Here is a 17891-nt window from a genome sequence, read left to right on the forward strand (position 1 = left end):
TGTTGGGGTCGAGAATGAGTGCTTTGGGTTTGGCTGTCAATAACCACGTCCAAAATCAAGGGCTTGTGGCGGGAAATGCACCTATGGTTGCCAATGGGTAGGGGCTTTTACCAGCGCAGTACAACCGCGCCCCAAGCAAGGCCACCACCGATAGCTTCGGTCACCACCAGCTGTCCGTCTTTGATTTTTCCGGATTTGCGCCCTTCATAAAGAGCCAATGGGATCGAGGCCGCTGATGTATTGCCGTGATCTTGCAGGGTGACAATAACACGATCCATTGGCACACCCATCTTCTTGGCGGTGCCCTGGATAATCCGGATATTGGCCTGATGCGGAACGATCCAATCGACGTCATCATCCGTCAGCCCGGCCTTTTCCAGCGCGGTTTCTGCGGTCTCTGTCAGTTTGCCGACCGCTTGACGGAACAGGAGATTTCCCTGCATGCGCAGATGACCGGAATTTTGAGTGGTCGACACACCGCCATCCACATAGAGCATCTCGCGCAAGCGACCGTCAGAATTCAGGTCTGCGGACAGGATGCCGCGATCATCATTGGTGCCAGACCCTTCTTGGGCCTCAAGAATCAAGGCACCGGCGCCGTCACCAAACAGCACGCAGGTCGAGCGGTCGGTCATATCAAGGATGCGCGAAAAGGTTTCGGCTCCGATCACCAGAACCCGCTTGGCCTGACCCGAAAGGATCAGCGCATTTGCATTGGTCAGGGCAAAGACAAATCCTGCACAGACCGCCTGTACGTCAAACCCATACCCGCGCGTCATGCCCAATTCGTTCTGGACCATGGTGGCTACAGAGGGGAAGGTCAGGTCAGGGGTCGATGTGGCTAGCACGATCGTGTCGATATCGTCTGCCTCAAGCCCCGCATTCGCAAGGGCTTCGCGGGCAGCGGCTGCTGCCATCTGAGAGGTGGTTTCCCCCTCAGCGGCAAACCGGCGCCGCTCAATGCCCGACCGCGCCTGAATCCATTCATCGGTCGTGTCGACAATGCTTTCAAAATACGAGTTTTCTACTACGCGTTCGGGCAGGTAATGCCCGACGCCTTTCACAACCGCGCGAATTGTCATTCTTGCTGCTCACCCTTCGTTGACGTCCCATCTTGACGTGGCGTCCCAGAGGATGCAACCCGTGCAGCGAGTTTCTGGTTGAAGCCTGATTGTGACAGGGTAAAGGCCAGTTTCACTGCAGATGAGATCGCCACTGCATCTGCCCCACCATGGCTTTTTACCACCGTACCGTTCAGGCCCAGAAATACACCGCCATTGGCACGGCGAGGGTCCATACGCACTTTGAGCCGGCCCAACGAGGCCTTGGCAACAAGGGCAGTCAATTTGGCCATGAACGTCTCGGTAAAGGATTGTCGGATGAAGCCGGCCATCAAATCAGCCGTGCCCTCGGCAGTTTTCAACGCGACATTTCCGGTAAACCCGTCGGTGACAATCACGTCCACGCGGTCTGACGGAATGTCGACGCCTTCGACAAAACCAACAAATTCAATGTTCGCATTTTCCGCAGCACCGGTGATCAGCTCATGGGCCGATTTCAGGACCGGATGGCCTTTGTGCTCTTCGGTGCCAACATTCAGCAATCCGATACGTGGACGGGCAATCCCAAGCCCATTACGAGCATAAGACGCCCCCATCATCGCATATTGCAGAAGGTCGGTGTCTTCGGCGCGGATGTCCGCCCCGACATCCAGCATGATGTTGAAGCCACCCGGATTGCGCGATGGCCACAGGCAGGCAATTGCTGGGCGGTTGACGCCAGGCAGTTTGCGCAGCCGAACCATCGACAGAAGCATCAACGCACCGGTGTTGCCACAGCTCACGGCCACATCGGCCTCGTGGTCGCGTACGGCATCAACGGCAGACCACATCGATGTGTCTTTACCATTTCGCATCACAAACGAGGGTTTGGCATCCATCGTGACCACTTCTTCGGTGTGACGGATTTCGACCCGGCCTTCTAGGTTCGGTTCGCGTGTCACCAGTGGTTCGAGGGTAGATTGGTCGCCATGCAGAATGAACCCGATATCCGGGTTCTTGTCTGCAGACAACGCAAGACCGGCAACCACGGCTGCCGGTCCACGATCGCCGCCCATGGCGTCGACCGAAATAATAATGCGATTAGGGGCGCTATTTGTCATTCTTTGTCCCTTGGCCTTAAGACCCTGCCTGTGGGTCCCTGCTTTGGTGACTTTCCTGACATGCCCGCCCCGTCAGGGCAAGAGCCTTACGCTGCGTCTTCGTCGTCGAAGTCAGCTTCGCTGGCCACGGCCACCACTTCACGATCGTCATAGTGACCGCAGGAGGGGCAGACGTGGTGCGGGCGCTTCAGCTCGCCGCAGTTTGTGCATTCGTTCGGGTTGGCGGCAACCAGTGCGTCGTGGGCACGACGGTTGTTGCGGCGCGATTTCGAAACTTTGTTCTGTTGGACAGCCATCGTCTCAACCTTTGAGTTCGGGGGCGCGGGGCCCGGGTTTAATCGGGGGCAATCACGCCCATGTTCATGTTCAGTTTCCTGAGTCTCGGCGCGTCATACGCGGTTTCGCGGGCGCTGTCCAACTCATCTTGCAGGAAAGCCGGGAAAATACTGTTTTTCTGATTTCATGCAAGGGGGCTTGGCTCAAAAAACGGAGGAAAACGCAGGTTCTGAGCGATGTTTGGTGCGAAAAAGGGGATTTGGTTCAAAATCCCCCGATTCAAGAGGGGTCAGGATCAGGTGCCAGAATCGTCCGACTCGCCCCCGCCAGACAGCTTGTCGCGCAAACCTGCGAGCCCTGCGAAGGGGCGGGCAGCCTCATCCGTCATCGGCGTCACCCCTCGCTTGGCAAAGTTCTGTTCGGCCAATTCTGCTCCTTCAGCTCGTGGATAAAGCGGCAGGGACAGGGCAAGGGCTTCTACCGCGACGTCGCCCAGATCGATCACGTCCCCCAGGGGCTCCTGCGTGACGTCTTCGGGCATTTCGATCTCATCACCTTCGGGATTGACCACCAGCCCGGCGATCCAGTGCCGTTTGATATCTTCCTCGATGCGGGTGGTCACGGGTTCCAACGTCACAACGCACGTCTGCGTGACAGTCGCCCCCAAATGACCGTCCAGCTTCCAATCCTGTTTGCCAAGTGGTGACAGGGTGCCGGTAAACCGCAGTTTACGCAGGCCAGGCAGATCGATATCTGCGGCAATGGCGCGGCACTGATCCGCAGTGGGGATAAGTTCAAACGACGTGGTTTCGTTTGAGGCAAGGTCCGCCACGCGCATTGGGTGGCTATAGGGCAGGGCGTCTTCTTGATGGGTCATGTTGTATGTTTCTTGAACGTTGAGCAATCCTGAGGTAAGCCGATACGCGAGACAGGTAGATAAAAGCAAGATGCCATATTAGGGGGGCTTATGTCGAAATTGTTGCGCGTTGGGCTGGCATTCATGCTGGCAGGTGCTGTTGCGGCCTGTTCGGCAACCTACCGAAATCATGGCTATATGCCGACGGATGCGGATATTGAATCCGTTGCCGTGGGCGCGGACACTCGTGAAACGGTTGCCGAAAAAATCGGTCAGCCGGGCACGGCAGGCCTGTTGACCGATAGTGGTTGGTACTACGTGCAAAGCCGTTTCAAGCATTACACCTATAATGCCCCTGAAGAGATTGACCGTCAGGTTCTGGCTGTCAGCTTTGATGGCAAAGGGCAGGTTGCAAATGTTGAACGATTTGGTCTGGAACAGGGCCGGGTTGTGGTGCTCGAGCGCCGCGTGATCGAGAGCAACATCAGTGGTGTAGGATTCCTTCGCCAGTTGTTCGGCGCGCTTGGGCGTATCGATATTGGAGACGCGCTTGGCGGCTGATCAGATAATATCGTCGTGAAACTTCTGAAAAGGTGCCTGTTCGGGCGCCTTTTTTATTGGGCCAGATATTATTTGATCAGTGTAGTTTTATTGGCGTATCCAAATCTGTATGGAATTTCGTTGGTGTATAGCTCGCCGTAAAAGAAACGCCTCAGGTTGGCGCGCAGATACAACAGCCCCATATGCAAGAGACCATCGCGATCAAGGCGGCGTGGATTGAATGCGAACCGGCTGGTCAGCACTCCGAGACGGGTTTGATCCATTTGGGTCGCTTTCAGCGCATAGTTGCAATCTTCACAAAGGGTCAACGCTTCGTCAAACCCATCTATCTTGCGGTGCAGTTCAGGTGTTGAGAACAGACAGGCGCCAATTGCTGTGGGAAAGAACCATGCTGTTATCCGGATCCCAACATTAAAGGCTGCGTAGCCGGTCTTGTGGCGCCACGACAGCCCCTTTGCAGACATCGGAACAATACCGAGGTCCAGTCGGCGGATCTTCAAATCAGACAAGGCACAGGCAAGAAAATCTGATGAAAGCCGTGTGTCCGCATCCAGAAACAGCAACCGTTCACCTCGGGCTTTGTTAGCACCTGTATTTCGCCCCAGACTGACGCCGCGACGGGTCATCGGGATAACCTGATATCGCGCGAATCTATGCGCCCATGCCCATGACACAGCCAGCGTATTGTCGCTGCTGTTGCTGTCGACGTGGATGATCTCGAAATCCTGAGTGCTCTGGTTCGCCAGGTCACCAAGCAGTCGTGGCAACTGGTTTTGCTCGTTCAGGGTGATGATGATGATCGAAAGGGTGGGGGCGAGCATTCGTCGAGGGATGAGTTTCTTGGCGTTGAGGGAAAGGTTACGATTTACAGTGTCCAAAGGGTTGTGACTGCCAGGAAACCATAGGAGGGGTGTGCGCACTCATAAAGTGAAAATTTGCAGAGGCACACCAATAAGTTGCTGTGCGGGCGTGCTCGCCACGAAACCAGCTACGAAGTCAGCCGCTGCGGCATTGTGCGAAAGGCGAGGGGCCACAGGAAAAACGAGCCAGACCGCAATGTCGATCCAGCCAAGCTGTTCCCAACATTTCGATCTGCTCACGACATTCAACGTGATGGGTGGTCTAGATGCCAGTAATTGACCCCGTCAGCCTTCTTTCGGCTCAAACCTCAGGCAAACCCCGTTGATGCAATACCGCAATCCGGTTGGGCCGGGCCCATCCGGAAAAACATGGCCCAGATGCGCTCCGCAGTCCTCGCAATGGACTTCGGTGCGAACCATGCCGAAACTGCGGTCGGATTCCTCTCCGACGGGAGCATCTGAACGCGGCGCGGAAAAAGCTGGCCAGCCACATCCGCTTTCAAACTTTTCCTCTTTATCAAACAGGGCCGCCCCACAACAGACACAACGAAAGGTTCCATCCCCTTCCGGGAATCCGGGATGGGAAAACGCTCGTTCGGTTGCGGCATTGCGCGTGACTTGAAAGGTCAGCTCGTCTCCGAGTGCTTCGCGCCACTCGTCATCTGTCTTCGTGACTTTGGCCATATTGCCCCCTTTCAGGTTTTCCCGTGTGTTTGTGATAAACCCATGTCACAAATCCACGGCAGGATGGGTTCAGAATTGTATCTATCTAAGCGGCGCGAGGCGGCGCGCCAAGTGTGGAGAAAGACCGATGGCGAAAATGTGTGCTCCGCGTTACCGGGTGCGGTTTGCAGAAACCAAAGCTGATCTGTTGTCGGCACAAGCCCTGCGGCACCGGTGCTTTCGCGGCGGAGAGGGGTTTGATCGTGATGCGCATGATGAGGTTTGTCGCCATATCCTGATCGAGCATCGCCTAAGGAAAGAGCTGGTAGCCTGTCTGCGCATTTTGCCGCTGTCTCATGGGGAGGAGATCGGCAAAAGTTATTCCGCACTATTCTATGATTTGAAGCCGCTGAGTGAATATGGCGCGCCGCTGGCTGAGATTGGCCGGTTCTGTATCTCTCCAAGTCTAAAGGATGGCGCGGATGTTCTGCGCCTCCTGTGGGGGGAACTGACCCGCTATGTGGATGAACAAGGGATTGGTATGTTGTTTGGCTGCGTGTCTTTTCAAGGGACGGATGTCGAGGACTATCTTGATACATTTGATCTGTTGCGTGACGGGCGTATTGCCCCCCGCCGCTGGCGACCCCTGATAAAATCCCAAGATGTCTTCCGGTTTTCTGACCGCGATCGAAAGGATACGGATCGGAAGCGAGGTCTTCGCATGATGCCCCCCCTTCTGCGCACCTATCTGGCCATGGGCGGATGGGTGAGCGATCATGCTGTTGTGGATGAAGATCTGGGAACATTGCATGTGTTTACCGGGGTGGAAATCTCTTCTGTGCCTCAAAAGCGTGCGCAGATGCTTCGGGCAGCACAGGAATAGGGATATGAGCATCCGGGTGTTGCTCTCACCTGAGGGGCGCTGCCCCTCGGCTTTAAGCCTCACCCCGAGGTATTTCCGGCAAGAAAAAAGGGAAGGCGGTTGTTACGAAGGGGCTTTCTCGTTGACCTGCAGGGTCACTCCCCCTAGTTCAGCCCCATGGCACGTATACCTCTTTTGCAGATGACTGACATTTCGCTGACCTTTGGCGGTGATCCGGTTTTTGATGAGCTTGACCTAGTGGTGCAACCACAGGATCGGGTGGCGCTGGTTGGGCGAAATGGCTCTGGCAAATCGACCTTGATGAAGGTGATGGCGGGAATGATCGAACCGGACCGGGGCGAACGCGTCCTCTCTCCGGGCGTGTCCGTTGGATATATGGAACAACACCCCGACCTGTCCGCATTTACCACGCTTGGCGATTTTGCGGTGTCCGGGCTGGAGCCGGGTCAGGATTATCTGGTGGAGCGCGTGGCCGAGGGGTTGAAGATGAACCTTGAGGCTCCGGTCGGAACGGCGTCCGGTGGGGAACGGCGGCGAGCAGCATTGGCGAAACTGCTCGCAGAAGCCCCAGATCTGATGTTGCTGGACGAACCCACCAACCATCTGGATATTCAGGCCATTCAATGGCTGGAGGATGAACTCAATTCCACCCGCGCCGGCTACGTTCTGATCAGCCACGACCGGGCTTTCCTGCGCAATCTCACGCGCGCTACACTTTGGGTGGACCGCGGTCAGGTGCGTCGTCAGGAAAAAGGGTTTGCACATTTCGAGATCTGGCGTGACAAAGTGTGGGAAGAGGAAGACCAGAACCGCCACAAGCTTAATCGCAAGATCAAATCCGAAGCCCGTTGGGCGGTGGAAGGGATCAGTGCACGCCGCAAGCGCAATCAGGGGCGCCTGCGCGAACTGGCCAAGTTGCGCGATGAGCGCGCCAGTCAAATCAAGCGCAAAGGGGCAGCTGAAATGGTGCTCGATGCGGGGCCGAAATCTGGTCGCCGCGTGATGGAAGCGCAAGGAATATCAAAGTCCTACGGAGACAAGCTGATCTTACGCCCCTTCGATCTTCGGGTAATGCGCGGCGAATGTGTGGCTTTTGTTGGTCCCAATGGAGCGGGTAAGACAACGCTTTTGAAAATGCTGATCGGTCAGGAAACCCCCGACGAGGGAACCGTGACACTTGGAACCGGCATCGAAATGGCGGTATTTGATCAGAACCGCTCGACACTGGTCGAGGATGACAGCCTGTGGGAGAACCTGACCGGGGACCCGGAAATGCGTGTCTCTGGCAAGGCCGATCAGGTCATGGTACGCGGCAATCCCAAACATGTGGTGGGTTACCTCAAGGAATTCCTGTTTGACGAGGCGCAGGCGCGTGCGCCCGTGCGGTCCTTGTCCGGGGGGGAAAAGGCGCGGCTGATCCTTGCCAAGATCATGGCGCGACAGTCAAACCTTCTCGTCCTGGATGAACCGACCAATGATTTGGACGTGGAGACGCTGGATCTTCTGCAGGACATTTTGGGGTCTTACGAAGGGACGGTCCTGTTGGTCAGCCACGACAGGGATTTCCTTGATCGTGTGGCACACCGCACCATTGCGATGGAAGGGAACGGTCGCGCGACAATCTACCCTGGTGGTTGGTCGGATTATCAGGCGCAGAAAGACGAAGAAGCACCGTCTGCACCTACGAAGAAGAAAGTCAAATCGGCCGGTAAACCCAAGGCAGACACACCAGCTTCGCCGACACAGGGGGCGTCTCAGGGGCTGTCGTTCACCGAGCAACACCGGCTGGAAGCGCTGCCCGGAGAGATTGACCGTCTTATGGCGGAAATCGCCAAGCTCGAAGAGTTCCTGATGGACCCCAATCTCTTTTCAGAAGCCCCGGTCAAATTTAAAAAAGCATCCGAAGGGCTTGCGGAGCGGCAACAAAAACTCGCGGCCGCCGAAGAAGAATGGCTTTTACTCGAAGAAAAATCCGAGCTGGCCAAGGGCTGATGCTCTTTTTTCTTGCCGGAAATACCTCGGGGTGAGGCCGCAGGCCGAGGGGCTGAGCCCCTAGGCTAATGCCTGACCAGCAAAGAGTGGCGGCGCGGAAGGTCCCCGCACCGCCGCAGATTATCGCTTCAGGTGGATGTTGAATGCCGTACGGATCTGGGCATCCAGCTGCGGATCAAATGCGGCTTGCGACGGCTTTGCCAGCATCTCGATTTTCCGTGCCGTTGCGTTGGCAATCAGGTCTGGTTTGCCATTTTCTGCCCATTCCTTAGGTGACGTCCTGTCGCCCAATTTTGGGTACACATAATCTGCCTGCATCCGGCTCAGGGTCTGAGCTGTACCAAGATAATGGCCAGGCCCACCAAGACAGACAGATGCAATCTGATCCAGGGCAAGGGTCTCATCCGTCACTTCAATGCCACGTACGACGCGTTGCGCCTGTCCGATCAGATCGTCCCCCAGGATCAGGCTTTCAAAGCAGAATCCCAGCAGTGACGCGTGCATGCCGGCGGCCTCATAGACCATATTTACCCCTGCAAGACCTGCGGTGACGTTTGAGCACATCTGCTCCCAACCGGCTTGCATGTCAGGCAGTTTTGCATCTGACGCACCGGCTGCGGCTCCGCCGGGAAGCCCATAAAAATGGTGCATCTGTGCGCAGCCTGAGGTGAGCAGGGCCTGTTCCCCTGATCCCACCGACATGGCGCCGGTGCGCAGATCAAGCCCTAAGGGCCAGGTGCCCATGATCGCAGGGTGGCCCGGCTTGATGGCGTTGACATACACAAGCCCTGCAAGGCATTCCGCTGTCGCCTGCACAATCGCGCCGGCCACTGTTGAGGGAGCGGTTGCCCCGGCCATGCCGGCGGACAGGAGCAGCACCGGCATTCCTGCCCGGACGCATTCCTCCATCACCTCGCAGCTTTCGGTGGCGAACTTCATGGGAGGAACGACAAAGCAGTTGCTATTGGACACAAAGGGTCGTTCGCGCCATTTGTCTTCACCACCGGCAATCATGTGAAGCATTTCGATCGCTGGTTTTACAAATCCCGGTTCTGTAAATGACACGCCCACATGTTTGGTCGTGCCAGAGCAGCAGGCGTAAATCGAATTCAGATCCATTTCACAATTGTCAGCGATGTCTCGGCAGACCATTGGGCGTTGCAGAAAATGGATGTTCTCGAGCTGGTCGGCAATCCGGGCGGCATCGTGCAAATCCTGCACGGTGCTGTCACGATAGTTTCGCCCGTCCACATCCACCATGCTAACGGCGGCCCCTGCGGTACCGTAATGCACGCAGTTACCGGAAAGCTTCATGTCATTTCGTGGATCGCGGCCATGCAGCGAAATGGATTTTGCCGCAATCGCCAAAGTGTCTTCCACCACGGATCGCGGAAACCGCAATCGGCCGTCATCTCCAAGGATTGCTCCGGCTTTGGTTAAGATCTCTACGCCACTTGGTGGGGCGTCAGCGAGGCCGATGGTTTCAAGTGCCTCAAGGGCTGCGTTGTGAATGCGCAGGATCTCGGCATCCGACAGGGGGCGGAAAGTGCCGCCTTCCATACCGGGGCGTATCGGGCGAATGTCATCTGACAGGGGGCCAGCGCGAAGCGCTTTGCGGGCGGCGCGACCGCCGGAACGGCGGGCAGATGGTGAACTCATATCAAGGTCCAATTTGTTGTGAAGGGGTCGCTTGGGTGGAAAAATTCCGCTTACGGTCGCCCGCGCGCAGCTCGGCCCCGTTCAGCGCCAATGGTCCTTATAACAATGGAAATGAGCCAGTTTAAGCTGTCCATCTCATCCTCCCTGACCCATTTAGCGCCGGAAGGAAGCGGACAATCTCGCTTGTTTGCGTCAAAATTCCGTGTCGCAAATCGACAATAAAGGGATATTTGGCCCAGTCCCTTACCCCCGCAGTATCATGAATACTGCGGTGTAATGCATGGCAGCCCCGGCAAGAACATGGCTGTGCCAGATGGCCCGGTTGAAGGGCAGATGGTCACGCACATGAAACAGGGTGCCAAGGGTGAAGAGAACCCCACCCCCGACAAGAAGGATCAGAATGGCGAGGCTGAAATTTGCAATCAGCGGACCGATGGCGAGCACTGCCAGCCACCCTTGCATCAACATCAACTGAAATGTGAACCGTTCAAAACGCCCGAAGAAAAACAATTTCAGCGTGATGCCAACAAGCGCGATCGTCCAGGCCGCAAGGTTCAACGCCAACCCATTTGTGCCACCGATCCCAACGAGGGCCAGAGGAGTATAGGTGCTGGCAATCAGGAAAAAGATGGCTGCGTGGTCAAAGCGGCGCAATACCGAACGGGCTTCGCGATGGAGTGTCATATTGTACGCGGCAGACAAGAGGAATGAGGCGATTAGTCCTACGGCATAGATCGCGACAAGGGGAAGATGTCCCATGGGTCCGGAGTGTGCCGCCCAGACCACCAAAGCGGTGGCCCCTGCAAAGGCCGCCAGCACGCCCAACCCGTGAATGACTCCGTCTGCGATATATTCCTTGATAGTGAATTCTTCTCCAAACTCCATCTCAATCACCTCTTGCCTGTAACTTATTCGTTTCGGGCGCGTCTCTGAAAATCGAGGATTATAACCCCGACGAAAAGCCCGCAAAACTGGTCGTGCAAAGCGTCGTCGCGATGGTCGTCCGTGGAGGTTTAACGCGCGTATCCCGTTGGGATAAAACGCTCTGCTCAACACGGGCAGGAAAGCGAAACGCTTCTGGACCGGTCCTTTGATGTTAGCGCAAAAACGCGGCGGATTTGTGTTCGGTGCGGTAAATTCACCGTCAGAAATTGCAACAATTTTTGTTCAGTTGACGGGGCCGGTTCTGGAAATCAGGTTTTCATGAATTGGTAAAGATTTCCTTGCCTTAAAGGGCGCAGGATGGTGACCTTAATTTGGTTTGGGTCAAGATCAGGTTGCCATGTGTTCGGGCAAATTGCCCGCATTGCACACGAATGACAAAGTTTTTGTCAGTTTTGGTACGCCTCCGATATCACCGCTGGTCACGACTCGCACAGTCGATAAGCCAGCAGGCACGCCGACGCCAAATCAACTTCGGGCCTGAGTACCCGTGTATTATCGGTGCGGCCGAAACCGAAACAGGCACTCTTGGCATGGTCGGGGGGAAAAGGGCCTATGCTTTTTCCAGGGCTGTGATAATGGCAGAAAAATCATCGGCCTTGAGGCTTGCACCTCCCACCAGTGCTCCGTCCACGTTCGACACCGCAAAGATCTCGGAAGCATTGCCGGGTTTGACCGAGCCACCATAGAGAATACGAGCCGAGCGCCCCACACCTTCGCCAAAGCGTCGCTCTAGGCGGGTGCGGATGAAATCATGCACTTCGCCGATTTGATCCAAGGTGGGCACCTTTCCAGTGCCAATGGCCCAGATCGGTTCATAGGCAACCACCAGGTTTTCACCGGTTACCTGATCCGGGATAGATCCAGCCAACTGACCGCCGATGATATCCAGTGTGTTATTGGTTTCACGCTCTTCCAGACTTTCCCCAACGCAGATCACCACTTTGAGGCCGGCTTCAATCGCAGCGCAGGCCTTTTGGCGCACATCACTGTCGCTTTCATCGTGATCTTCACGACGCTCTGAGTGGCCGAGGATCACATGGGACGCACCGGCGTCCTTCAGCATCTCAGCTGAAATGTCACCCGTATGCGCGCCAGATGTGTTTTCATGGCAATCCTGCCCGCCAATGGCAATTTGCTCCCCTGCCTGAACACGTGCGGTTGAGATCAGAGTGGCGGGTGGACAGATCAGGATTTCGCAATCTGGTGCTCCATGCAGGCCTGAGAGCTTTTCAAGCTCGGCCAGGTTTGCCCCCAGCCCATTCATTTTCCAGTTGCCTGCTGCCAGTTTGCGCCGCATCGCGGATCCTCCAACTTTGTTTGCACTGTTTTCGGGTCTAGGGCAGGGGGCGTCAAGGGGGCAGGGTGGGCCGAGGTGAGTTTGTGGAGGTACAAACCCGTGATATGCTGGTGGCAATATAAGAAGGAGGGGTGCACAATGCGGATTGCGATGATGGCCACGGGCGGGATTGGTGGATTTCTTGCGGTGAAACTGACAGAAGCCGGACACGAAGTTGCGACCATCGCACGGGGTGAGCACTTGCGGGCCATTCAGGAAGGAGGTCTGCGACTGATCGGTCCCACCGGGAATTCCCAGGTAACGCCTTGGTTGGCGACAGATAACCCTGTTGAAGTTGGTCCGGTAGACGCGATTATCTTTGGTGTGAAAGGGGATGCACTTGATCAGGCGGCAATGGCCTGTAAACCGATGCTGGGTGAAAACACTGTAGTTGTGCCGTTTCTGAACGGGGTAGAAGCATCGGATCGGTTGTTGGCGCATTTGCCAGAACACAATGTGGCCAACGGGGTTGCGAAAGTGTCGACCACCATCTCGGCCCCCGGTGAGATCACTCAGACGGGCGAGTTTGCCACCTTCATATTCGCAGAACGTGACAGCCGGCCGACCGCACGGGTTGAAACTCTCCAGTGTGCGATGGAAGAGGCGGGGGTTTCCGCTCCGGTTACAGATGATGTGGAACGGGAGTTGTGGAACAAGTTCATTCTGTTTTCGGCGATGTCTGGGGTGACAGCGGCCGGGCGTTGCACCATCGGCGACATACGGGCCTATCCTGAGCTGACTGCCTTGTTCAAAGCAGTGGCAGCGGAAACTGCCGCAATTGGCCGGGCTAAAGGTGTAGCATTGGCTGACAGTGTAGAGGAAGATACATGGGCATTGGTATCAGCCCTGCCTCCATCAATTCGGGCTTCAACCGCGATTGATCTTGAAAAGGGGCTTCCGTTAGAGATTGACTGGTTGTCGGGGGCTGCTTGTCGTCTTGCCAAGGAATACGGAATTCCGGCTCCTGCAAACGAAACGCTATACGCGGTGCTTATGCCGCATAAGGCCGGGCAGATGAACTAGACTTTCTTGGAATTGCGGTGGTGCCGTAAGCAGGATCTAACTCAGCTTCGGCACACCATCCGGGAACGCCTCAGACAGTTCATCGATGCTTTTGAATGTCACCGACTCCCCGCAACCGCAAGCCTCGTCCACATTGGGATTGTTGAACTTGAAGCCGCTTTCCAAAAGGCCGATTTCATAGTCGATCTCGGTGCCAAACAAGAACATCTGCGCGGTGGGGGCGATCAGAATGCGGGCACCGTCCTGTTCGACCACTTCATCATGGGGGTCGGCCTGATCCACATAGTCCATGGTATATTCCATCCCCGCACAGCCCCCCTTCTTGAGGCCGATGCGCAGGCCGGTGTGGCCTTTTTTCTCCATTAGTCTGGAGATCTGTCTGGCGGCCCGTTCCGTCATGGTCAGGGCCTGTTTGCCGGGGATGCCGAACATTAGTGTGCTCCTTCATGCCCAATCTTGTGAGCCTGACAAATTTAGGGGGTTAAAGCGCATCTCTCAAGGGGTGATTAGCGCAAATGCCTCTTTTGTGAGAAACGCCACCCCCATGGCCCAGCCAAACGAGGCGAGCGTGCCGATGATCACATACTCCGATGCATGTTGCCCCTTGCGTGTGGTGTCAAAGCGCAGGACCGACTTGGCAGTGAGGAGAAAGCCGATGCCAATGGGGCTGTTGAAGAGGATCAGGAAGAAGACAAAGGCGCGTTCGAGAAAGCCAATCACGCGGCCCGCGTTCTTTAATCCTTGAATGGCAAAGCTTTGCGGGAACCGGCGCATGAGGCCCCCGACGATGGGGCCTCCCATGGCGGTGGCAATCAGGAAACCGGCGACCAGAACAGCGGGGCCAGCCATGTAAGGTGTGGTAAATCCCCAGATCCCGTGACCAAAACTCCAGGGCCAGAGGAGTGTCACCCAAGCGATGCTGCCTAGATGGGCAACCTGATCCACGGTGAAAGCCCAGAGAGCGCGACTGTGATGGGAAGAGAGAAGGTAGGTTTTGAGCGCGTCGATGATCGCATGGATGATGGTCACGATCAAAGCTGCTTCCCATGCACCACCGAGTGCAAACAGGCTTGCTGCCCCCACGACCGCAACATGCGAGGCAAACACATCCAGCCGCCGTTTTTCCCTCACCATCGTGTTGGTTTGAAATACGAAATCAGCCAGAAGATGGGCGACGAGAAGGGCCAGGAAGGTTTCAAGCATCTTGGGATGTTTCGCGTAATTCTGTTTCGATTAATTCAATGGCCCCGTGAATGGCCGTATAACCCGCAGCGCGCAGGGCCTGTGCTACCGCTTGTCGAGAGATCTGTAATTTGTCTGCCATATCCTGCTGTGTGCCCCGGGATGGAGCAAGGGCCAATGACATGGCCATGGCCTGAGCTTGCGTCCATTCCCGCGAAATATGGTCGGCAAGCAGGAATGACGCAGAAAGCGTACCGCCCTGTGCATGTTGCATCAGCCTGTTGCGAGGGAGTTGGTCCAGCAAACGCCCCGACTGTGTAAAAGCTGAGCCGTGCGCATAGTTTGGATCACTCTGGGCTTTTTTGTTTAGAGTTCCAGACCCTGACGCTGCGGCGATGCGGGTCTGAAATGGTCCTGCTGACATCAGGGAGGCGCGCAGGAACAAGGCCGCTCTCAGTGAAAGTTCCGAGGCTTGCAACATTGCTTGCCACCCATCGCCACCTCGACGCCCAAATATCGTTGTCGTTTGGGTGCTGTTCGCGTGCCAAGCCGAGATTTCATCTGTCGCTTGTTTGAGTGCCTCTAAAGCCTGATCCAACTGCTCGGGAGAGAGTTGGGTGGAGTTCACGATATCTCCGGTGAGGACAGCGATTTGCGACATATGCAAGTTATATCACTTGCTTTTCTTTAATGCAAGTGTTTTGGCTTGCATTTCTGAGTTGCAATTAAAAATGCTTGCATCAGTTCGCGGGGTAAAAATAAAAAAGGCAGGCGCTGGGCCTGCCTTTGTGATCTATCGGGGAGGGGCTTACATGAAGCCAAGCTCCAGCCGAGCTTCGTCTGACATCATCTCCATGCCCCAGGGCGGCTCCCAGGTCAGGTCTACATTCACCTGTTTCACGCCGGCCACCGGTTCAATTGCCTCGATGATCCAGCCCGGCATGTCGCCCGCAACAGGGCAACCCGGTGCGGTGAGGGTCATGATGATGTCCACCTCGTTCTGATCATTGATCTCAATCGTATAGATCAGGCCAAGGTCATAAATGTTCACCGGGATTTCTGGGTCATAGACCGTGCGACAGGCTTCAACCACCGCTTCATAAAGCGGGTGGGCGGTGGAGGAAGGCTTGATCAGCGGTTCGCCTTCAATCTGGCCCCCGTTGGTCTGAGTGTGCGTGTCCATGCGTATCGGTTCCCGTGTTATTCCTGAGCGAACATATAAGGATTACATCTCCTAAGGTCCAGAGGAGCAATGTCGCAGCATGGCTGAATTGCAAATGACGCAGATCAACCTTGTGTCCTTTGGGCCATTTCCCTCTTGTCCAGCAGCTCATTTTGCGACATTTCGGGGCTATGACACAAGACATGACCCCTTCCGCACCCAAGTTCAGCTACACCCTCAAGGCCACCGACGGACGCGCCCGCACTGGTGTGATCTCAACCCCGCGTGGCGAAATCCGAACGCCGGCCTTCATGCCGGTCGGGACTGCGGCGACTGTAAAAGCGATGATGCCGGAAAGCGTGGCCGCGACCGGGGCGGATATTCTGTTGGGCAACACCTATCACCTGATGCTGCGCCCGACTGCGGAACGCATCCATGCGCTGGGCGGGTTGCACAAGTTCATGAACTGGCAAAAGCCGATCCTGACCGACAGCGGCGGGTTTCAGGTGATGAGCCTTTCGGCTCTGCGCAAACTGACCGAAAAGGGCGTGACCTTCCGCTCGCATATCGACGGGTCCAAACACGAGCTGACCCCGGAACGCTCGATGGAGATCCAGCGGCTGCTGGGATCGGACATCGTGATGTGTTTTGACGAATGCCCCGCGCTGCCGGCCGACCGTAAACGGATTGCCGAAAGCATGCGCCTGTCGATGCGCTGGGCCCAACGCTCACGTGATGCCTTTGGCGATCGTCCGGGATATGCGCTGTTCGGTATCATGCAGGGGGGGCTTGAAAAGGATTTCCGCGAGGAAAGCGCTGAGGCCCTGAAAAATATCGGCTTTGAGGGTTACGCCATCGGCGGCCTGGCTGTGGGTGAGGGGCAGGAGGCAATGTTCGACTGCCTGGAATTTGCACCCGGATTTCTTCCCGAGGATAAGCCGCGTTACCTGATGGGAGTTGGCAAGCCGGATGACATCGTAGGGGCGGTGAAACGTGGTGTGGACATGATGGATTGCGTGTTGCCGTCGCGCTCTGGCCGCACCGGTCAGGTCTGGACACGCTTCGGCGTTCTCAACATCAAGAATGCCCGCCACGCTGACGATCCTCGCCCGGTTGACGAAAACTGTACTTGCCCCGCCTGCCAAAATTATTCACGTGCTTACCTGCATCATGTGTTCCGCTCGAACGAGATGATCTCGGGCATGTTGCTGACGTGGCATAACCTGCACTATTTTCAGGAAATTATGCAGGGAATGCGTGACGCGATCAGCGAAGGGCGCTTTGATGCATGGGAAGCCGACTTCCACGCACAGCGGGCACAGGGGGACATCGAGCCGCTATAAGGCTCGAATTCAGCTGAGAGGCAGAACTGTTTGCCGATACAGGCCCGAGATTGACCAGTCTCGTTTGCCTTTATGGATCGAAACGATGTGGTCGGCACTATCCCCGACAAGATCATCAAACCACATAATAATGCCAACACGTGGCAAAAGCGCGGTGTGCATTTCTTTGATGTACACGTCGCAACCTCCAGCCTCTCGTGGGGTGATATCAACAGTATACGTTCCCTCTGTCAGGCTTCGGTTTTTCGGGTCGACGTCTCCAACAAAGTAATACTTGGCATGTCGGTTTGGTTCAAATTCCAGAAATGTGATGGTCTGGTGCTGATAGAGACTGTGTCCATGCGTATAGGTTAGTTCCAGACTGTCTTGGTCGTCGGGGTCAGGCGTGACCTCATGCAACAGCTTATCCCAATGTTGCTCAACCGGGGCGACCCCCGGCACCAGTTCTTTAAAGATGTTTTTGGCATCGCGTGCTGAGCTGAACCGAGCTTTGGTCTCCCACGATAGAAACATCGGAAACCGATCCAAAAGGGTGCCATAGATCAGGGAATAGAGGAACATACAGGTCGCGAAATATATAATCGAGCTAGTGATGCCTTCCGCCTCAAAGCCAACAAAGGTTGGAAATACGATCCCAAGCATGCTGTTGGTGAAAAAGATCAGGGGAATCATTTCGACCAATTGCCGCCAACGGCGAAATGCGGTGATGTAAACAGCGCCCAGAAGCATGTAGATGATCCCAACGATGAGCGACGTCAGAAATATGGTGAGATAGGTGATCTGAGGGATGCCCACATCAAAGTAGGCGTTGTTCTGGTTCAGAAAAACGCCCACCGTCAGGAAGACAAAAAATCCTCCAAACAACAAACGGCGCCTTTGTCGATAAACAAATTTAAGCATAATCGTCCTATGGTTTAATACAATATGATCAGTTGCCCCTCCGGCTGTGGCAATAAATGGGCCGAGCTGAGAATTTTCTGTGAAAAATG

At 55.7% G+C, this 17891-nt stretch carries 19 protein-coding genes; 5 read left to right on the forward strand and 14 right to left on the reverse strand.

From position 1 onward, the window contains the following. Nucleotides 1-107: 107 nt before the first annotated feature. From O2N63_RS09460 to O2N63_RS09475, 4 genes are all read right to left on the reverse strand, one after another. The gene (locus O2N63_RS09460; RefSeq protein ID WP_271054019.1) at nucleotides 108-1082 is read right to left on the reverse strand and encodes a beta-ketoacyl-ACP synthase III; all 975 of its coding nucleotides are present in this window, start codon (nucleotides 1080-1082) and stop codon (nucleotides 108-110) included. Beyond that, the gene (plsX, locus tag O2N63_RS09465) at nucleotides 1079-2161 is read right to left on the reverse strand and encodes a phosphate acyltransferase PlsX (RefSeq protein WP_271054020.1); all 1083 of its coding nucleotides are present in this window, start codon (nucleotides 2159-2161) and stop codon (nucleotides 1079-1081) included. The genes O2N63_RS09460 and plsX overlap by 4 nt, the downstream gene beginning before the upstream one ends. Nucleotides 2162-2247: 86 nt before the next feature. Continuing rightward, a complete protein-coding gene (gene rpmF, locus O2N63_RS09470; RefSeq protein WP_271054021.1) occupies nucleotides 2248-2457 on the reverse strand; it encodes a 50S ribosomal protein L32 in 210 nt (69 codons plus the stop codon). 275 nt (nucleotides 2458-2732) lie between these two features. Beyond that, the gene (locus O2N63_RS09475) at nucleotides 2733-3314 is read right to left on the reverse strand and encodes a YceD family protein (protein WP_271054022.1); all 582 of its coding nucleotides are present in this window, start codon (nucleotides 3312-3314) and stop codon (nucleotides 2733-2735) included. A gap of 90 nt (nucleotides 3315-3404) precedes the next feature. Here O2N63_RS09475 and O2N63_RS09480 point away from each other — a divergent pair, with 90 nt between their 5' ends. Further along, complete coding sequence (locus tag O2N63_RS09480; RefSeq protein ID WP_271054023.1) at nucleotides 3405-3854, forward strand: outer membrane protein assembly factor BamE; 450 nt, start codon at nucleotides 3405-3407, stop codon at nucleotides 3852-3854. 68 nt (nucleotides 3855-3922) lie between these two features. Here the strand turns inward: O2N63_RS09480 and O2N63_RS09485 are convergent, their stop codons facing one another. Both O2N63_RS09485 and msrB read right to left on the reverse strand, forming a co-directional pair. Beyond that, complete coding sequence (locus tag O2N63_RS09485; protein WP_271054024.1) at nucleotides 3923-4675, reverse strand: glycosyltransferase; 753 nt, start codon at nucleotides 4673-4675, stop codon at nucleotides 3923-3925. 324 nt (nucleotides 4676-4999) lie between these two features. After that, a complete protein-coding gene (gene msrB, locus O2N63_RS09490; protein WP_271054025.1) occupies nucleotides 5000-5398 on the reverse strand; it encodes a peptide-methionine (R)-S-oxide reductase MsrB in 399 nt (132 codons plus the stop codon). A gap of 127 nt (nucleotides 5399-5525) precedes the next feature. On the opposite strand from msrB, the gene O2N63_RS09495 reads away from it, so the two are divergent. Both O2N63_RS09495 and O2N63_RS09500 read left to right on the forward strand, forming a co-directional pair. Next, nucleotides 5526-6260 carry a GNAT family N-acetyltransferase gene (locus O2N63_RS09495; RefSeq protein WP_271054026.1) on the forward strand — a complete coding sequence of 245 codons (735 nt, stop codon included), beginning with the start codon at nucleotides 5526-5528 and terminating at the stop codon, nucleotides 6258-6260. A gap of 156 nt (nucleotides 6261-6416) precedes the next feature. Then, on the forward strand, nucleotides 6417-8252 hold the full coding sequence (locus O2N63_RS09500) for an ABC-F family ATP-binding cassette domain-containing protein (protein ID WP_271054027.1): 1836 nt from the start codon (nucleotides 6417-6419) through the stop codon (nucleotides 8250-8252). 120 nt (nucleotides 8253-8372) lie between these two features. On the opposite strand, the gene O2N63_RS09505 is transcribed toward O2N63_RS09500, so the two are convergent. From O2N63_RS09505 to tpiA, 3 genes are all read right to left on the reverse strand, one after another. Beyond that, on the reverse strand, nucleotides 8373-9911 hold the full coding sequence (locus O2N63_RS09505; RefSeq protein WP_271054028.1) for a trimethylamine methyltransferase family protein: 1539 nt from the start codon (nucleotides 9909-9911) through the stop codon (nucleotides 8373-8375). 243 nt (nucleotides 9912-10154) lie between these two features. After that, complete coding sequence (gene trhA / locus O2N63_RS09510; protein WP_271054029.1) at nucleotides 10155-10796, reverse strand: PAQR family membrane homeostasis protein TrhA; 642 nt, start codon at nucleotides 10794-10796, stop codon at nucleotides 10155-10157. Between the two features lie 610 nt (nucleotides 10797-11406). Further along, complete coding sequence (gene tpiA, locus O2N63_RS09515) at nucleotides 11407-12153, reverse strand: triose-phosphate isomerase (RefSeq protein ID WP_271054030.1); 747 nt, start codon at nucleotides 12151-12153, stop codon at nucleotides 11407-11409. 138 nt (nucleotides 12154-12291) lie between these two features. On the opposite strand from tpiA, the gene O2N63_RS09520 reads away from it, so the two are divergent. Next, nucleotides 12292-13215, forward strand: coding sequence for a ketopantoate reductase family protein (locus O2N63_RS09520; RefSeq protein WP_271054031.1), 924 nt, complete (start codon nucleotides 12292-12294; stop codon nucleotides 13213-13215). A 36-nt stretch (nucleotides 13216-13251) separates the two neighbouring features. Here O2N63_RS09520 and O2N63_RS09525 read toward each other — a convergent pair whose 3' ends face one another. From O2N63_RS09525 to O2N63_RS09540, 4 genes are all read right to left on the reverse strand, one after another. Beyond that, nucleotides 13252-13647, reverse strand: coding sequence for a HesB/IscA family protein (locus O2N63_RS09525; protein WP_271054032.1), 396 nt, complete (start codon nucleotides 13645-13647; stop codon nucleotides 13252-13254). 63 nt (nucleotides 13648-13710) lie between these two features. Continuing rightward, nucleotides 13711-14418: a DUF3307 domain-containing protein gene (locus tag O2N63_RS09530; RefSeq protein WP_271054033.1), complete on the reverse strand. Its 708-nt coding sequence runs from the start codon at nucleotides 14416-14418 to the stop codon at nucleotides 13711-13713. After that, nucleotides 14411-15058 carry a MarR family transcriptional regulator gene (locus O2N63_RS09535; RefSeq protein WP_271054034.1) on the reverse strand — a complete coding sequence of 216 codons (648 nt, stop codon included), beginning with the start codon at nucleotides 15056-15058 and terminating at the stop codon, nucleotides 14411-14413. Before O2N63_RS09535 ends, O2N63_RS09530 begins: the two co-directional genes overlap by 8 nt. 147 nt (nucleotides 15059-15205) lie before the next feature. After that, a complete protein-coding gene (locus tag O2N63_RS09540; protein ID WP_271054035.1) occupies nucleotides 15206-15580 on the reverse strand; it encodes an SUF system Fe-S cluster assembly protein in 375 nt (124 codons plus the stop codon). A gap of 182 nt (nucleotides 15581-15762) precedes the next feature. Here O2N63_RS09540 and tgt point away from each other — a divergent pair, with 182 nt between their 5' ends. Next, nucleotides 15763-16902, forward strand: coding sequence for a tRNA guanosine(34) transglycosylase Tgt (gene tgt, locus O2N63_RS09545; protein ID WP_271054036.1), 1140 nt, complete (start codon nucleotides 15763-15765; stop codon nucleotides 16900-16902). Between the two features lie 9 nt (nucleotides 16903-16911). Here tgt and O2N63_RS09550 read toward each other — a convergent pair whose 3' ends face one another. Further along, nucleotides 16912-17766, reverse strand: coding sequence for a hypothetical protein (locus tag O2N63_RS09550; RefSeq protein WP_271054037.1), 855 nt, complete (start codon nucleotides 17764-17766; stop codon nucleotides 16912-16914). Between the last annotated feature and the right edge of the window lie 125 nt (nucleotides 17767-17891).

It is taken from the genome of Aliiroseovarius salicola, assembly GCF_027891095.1.
Lineage (GTDB): Bacteria > Pseudomonadota > Alphaproteobacteria > Rhodobacterales > Rhodobacteraceae > Aliiroseovarius > Aliiroseovarius salicola.

Coding starts and splice junctions, on each gene's coding strand:
- O2N63_RS09505 (WP_271054028.1), bottom strand. CDS start 9,911: ATGAGTTCACCATCTGCCCGCCGTTCCGGCGGTCGCGCCGCCCGCAAA.
- plsX (WP_271054020.1), bottom strand. CDS start 2,161: ATGACAAATAGCGCCCCTAATCGCATTATTATTTCGGTCGACGCCATG.
- O2N63_RS09525 (WP_271054032.1), bottom strand. CDS start 13,647: ATGTTCGGCATCCCCGGCAAACAGGCCCTGACCATGACGGAACGGGCC.
- O2N63_RS09500 (WP_271054027.1), top strand. CDS start 6,417: ATGGCACGTATACCTCTTTTGCAGATGACTGACATTTCGCTGACCTTT.
- trhA (WP_271054029.1), bottom strand. CDS start 10,796: ATGGAGTTTGGAGAAGAATTCACTATCAAGGAATATATCGCAGACGGA.
- O2N63_RS09535 (WP_271054034.1), bottom strand. CDS start 15,058: ATGTCGCAAATCGCTGTCCTCACCGGAGATATCGTGAACTCCACCCAA.
- O2N63_RS09520 (WP_271054031.1), top strand. CDS start 12,292: ATGCGGATTGCGATGATGGCCACGGGCGGGATTGGTGGATTTCTTGCG.
- tgt (WP_271054036.1), top strand. CDS start 15,763: ATGACCCCTTCCGCACCCAAGTTCAGCTACACCCTCAAGGCCACCGAC.
- O2N63_RS09475 (WP_271054022.1), bottom strand. CDS start 3,314: ATGACCCATCAAGAAGACGCCCTGCCCTATAGCCACCCAATGCGCGTG.
- tpiA (WP_271054030.1), bottom strand. CDS start 12,153: ATGCGGCGCAAACTGGCAGCAGGCAACTGGAAAATGAATGGGCTGGGG.
- O2N63_RS09480 (WP_271054023.1), top strand. CDS start 3,405: ATGTCGAAATTGTTGCGCGTTGGGCTGGCATTCATGCTGGCAGGTGCT.
- O2N63_RS09540 (WP_271054035.1), bottom strand. CDS start 15,580: ATGGACACGCACACTCAGACCAACGGGGGCCAGATTGAAGGCGAACCG.
- O2N63_RS09495 (WP_271054026.1), top strand. CDS start 5,526: ATGGCGAAAATGTGTGCTCCGCGTTACCGGGTGCGGTTTGCAGAAACC.
- msrB (WP_271054025.1), bottom strand. CDS start 5,398: ATGGCCAAAGTCACGAAGACAGATGACGAGTGGCGCGAAGCACTCGGA.
- O2N63_RS09530 (WP_271054033.1), bottom strand. CDS start 14,418: ATGCTTGAAACCTTCCTGGCCCTTCTCGTCGCCCATCTTCTGGCTGAT.
- O2N63_RS09485 (WP_271054024.1), bottom strand. CDS start 4,675: ATGCTCGCCCCCACCCTTTCGATCATCATCATCACCCTGAACGAGCAA.
- O2N63_RS09460 (WP_271054019.1), bottom strand. CDS start 1,082: ATGACAATTCGCGCGGTTGTGAAAGGCGTCGGGCATTACCTGCCCGAA.
- rpmF (WP_271054021.1), bottom strand. CDS start 2,457: ATGGCTGTCCAACAGAACAAAGTTTCGAAATCGCGCCGCAACAACCGT.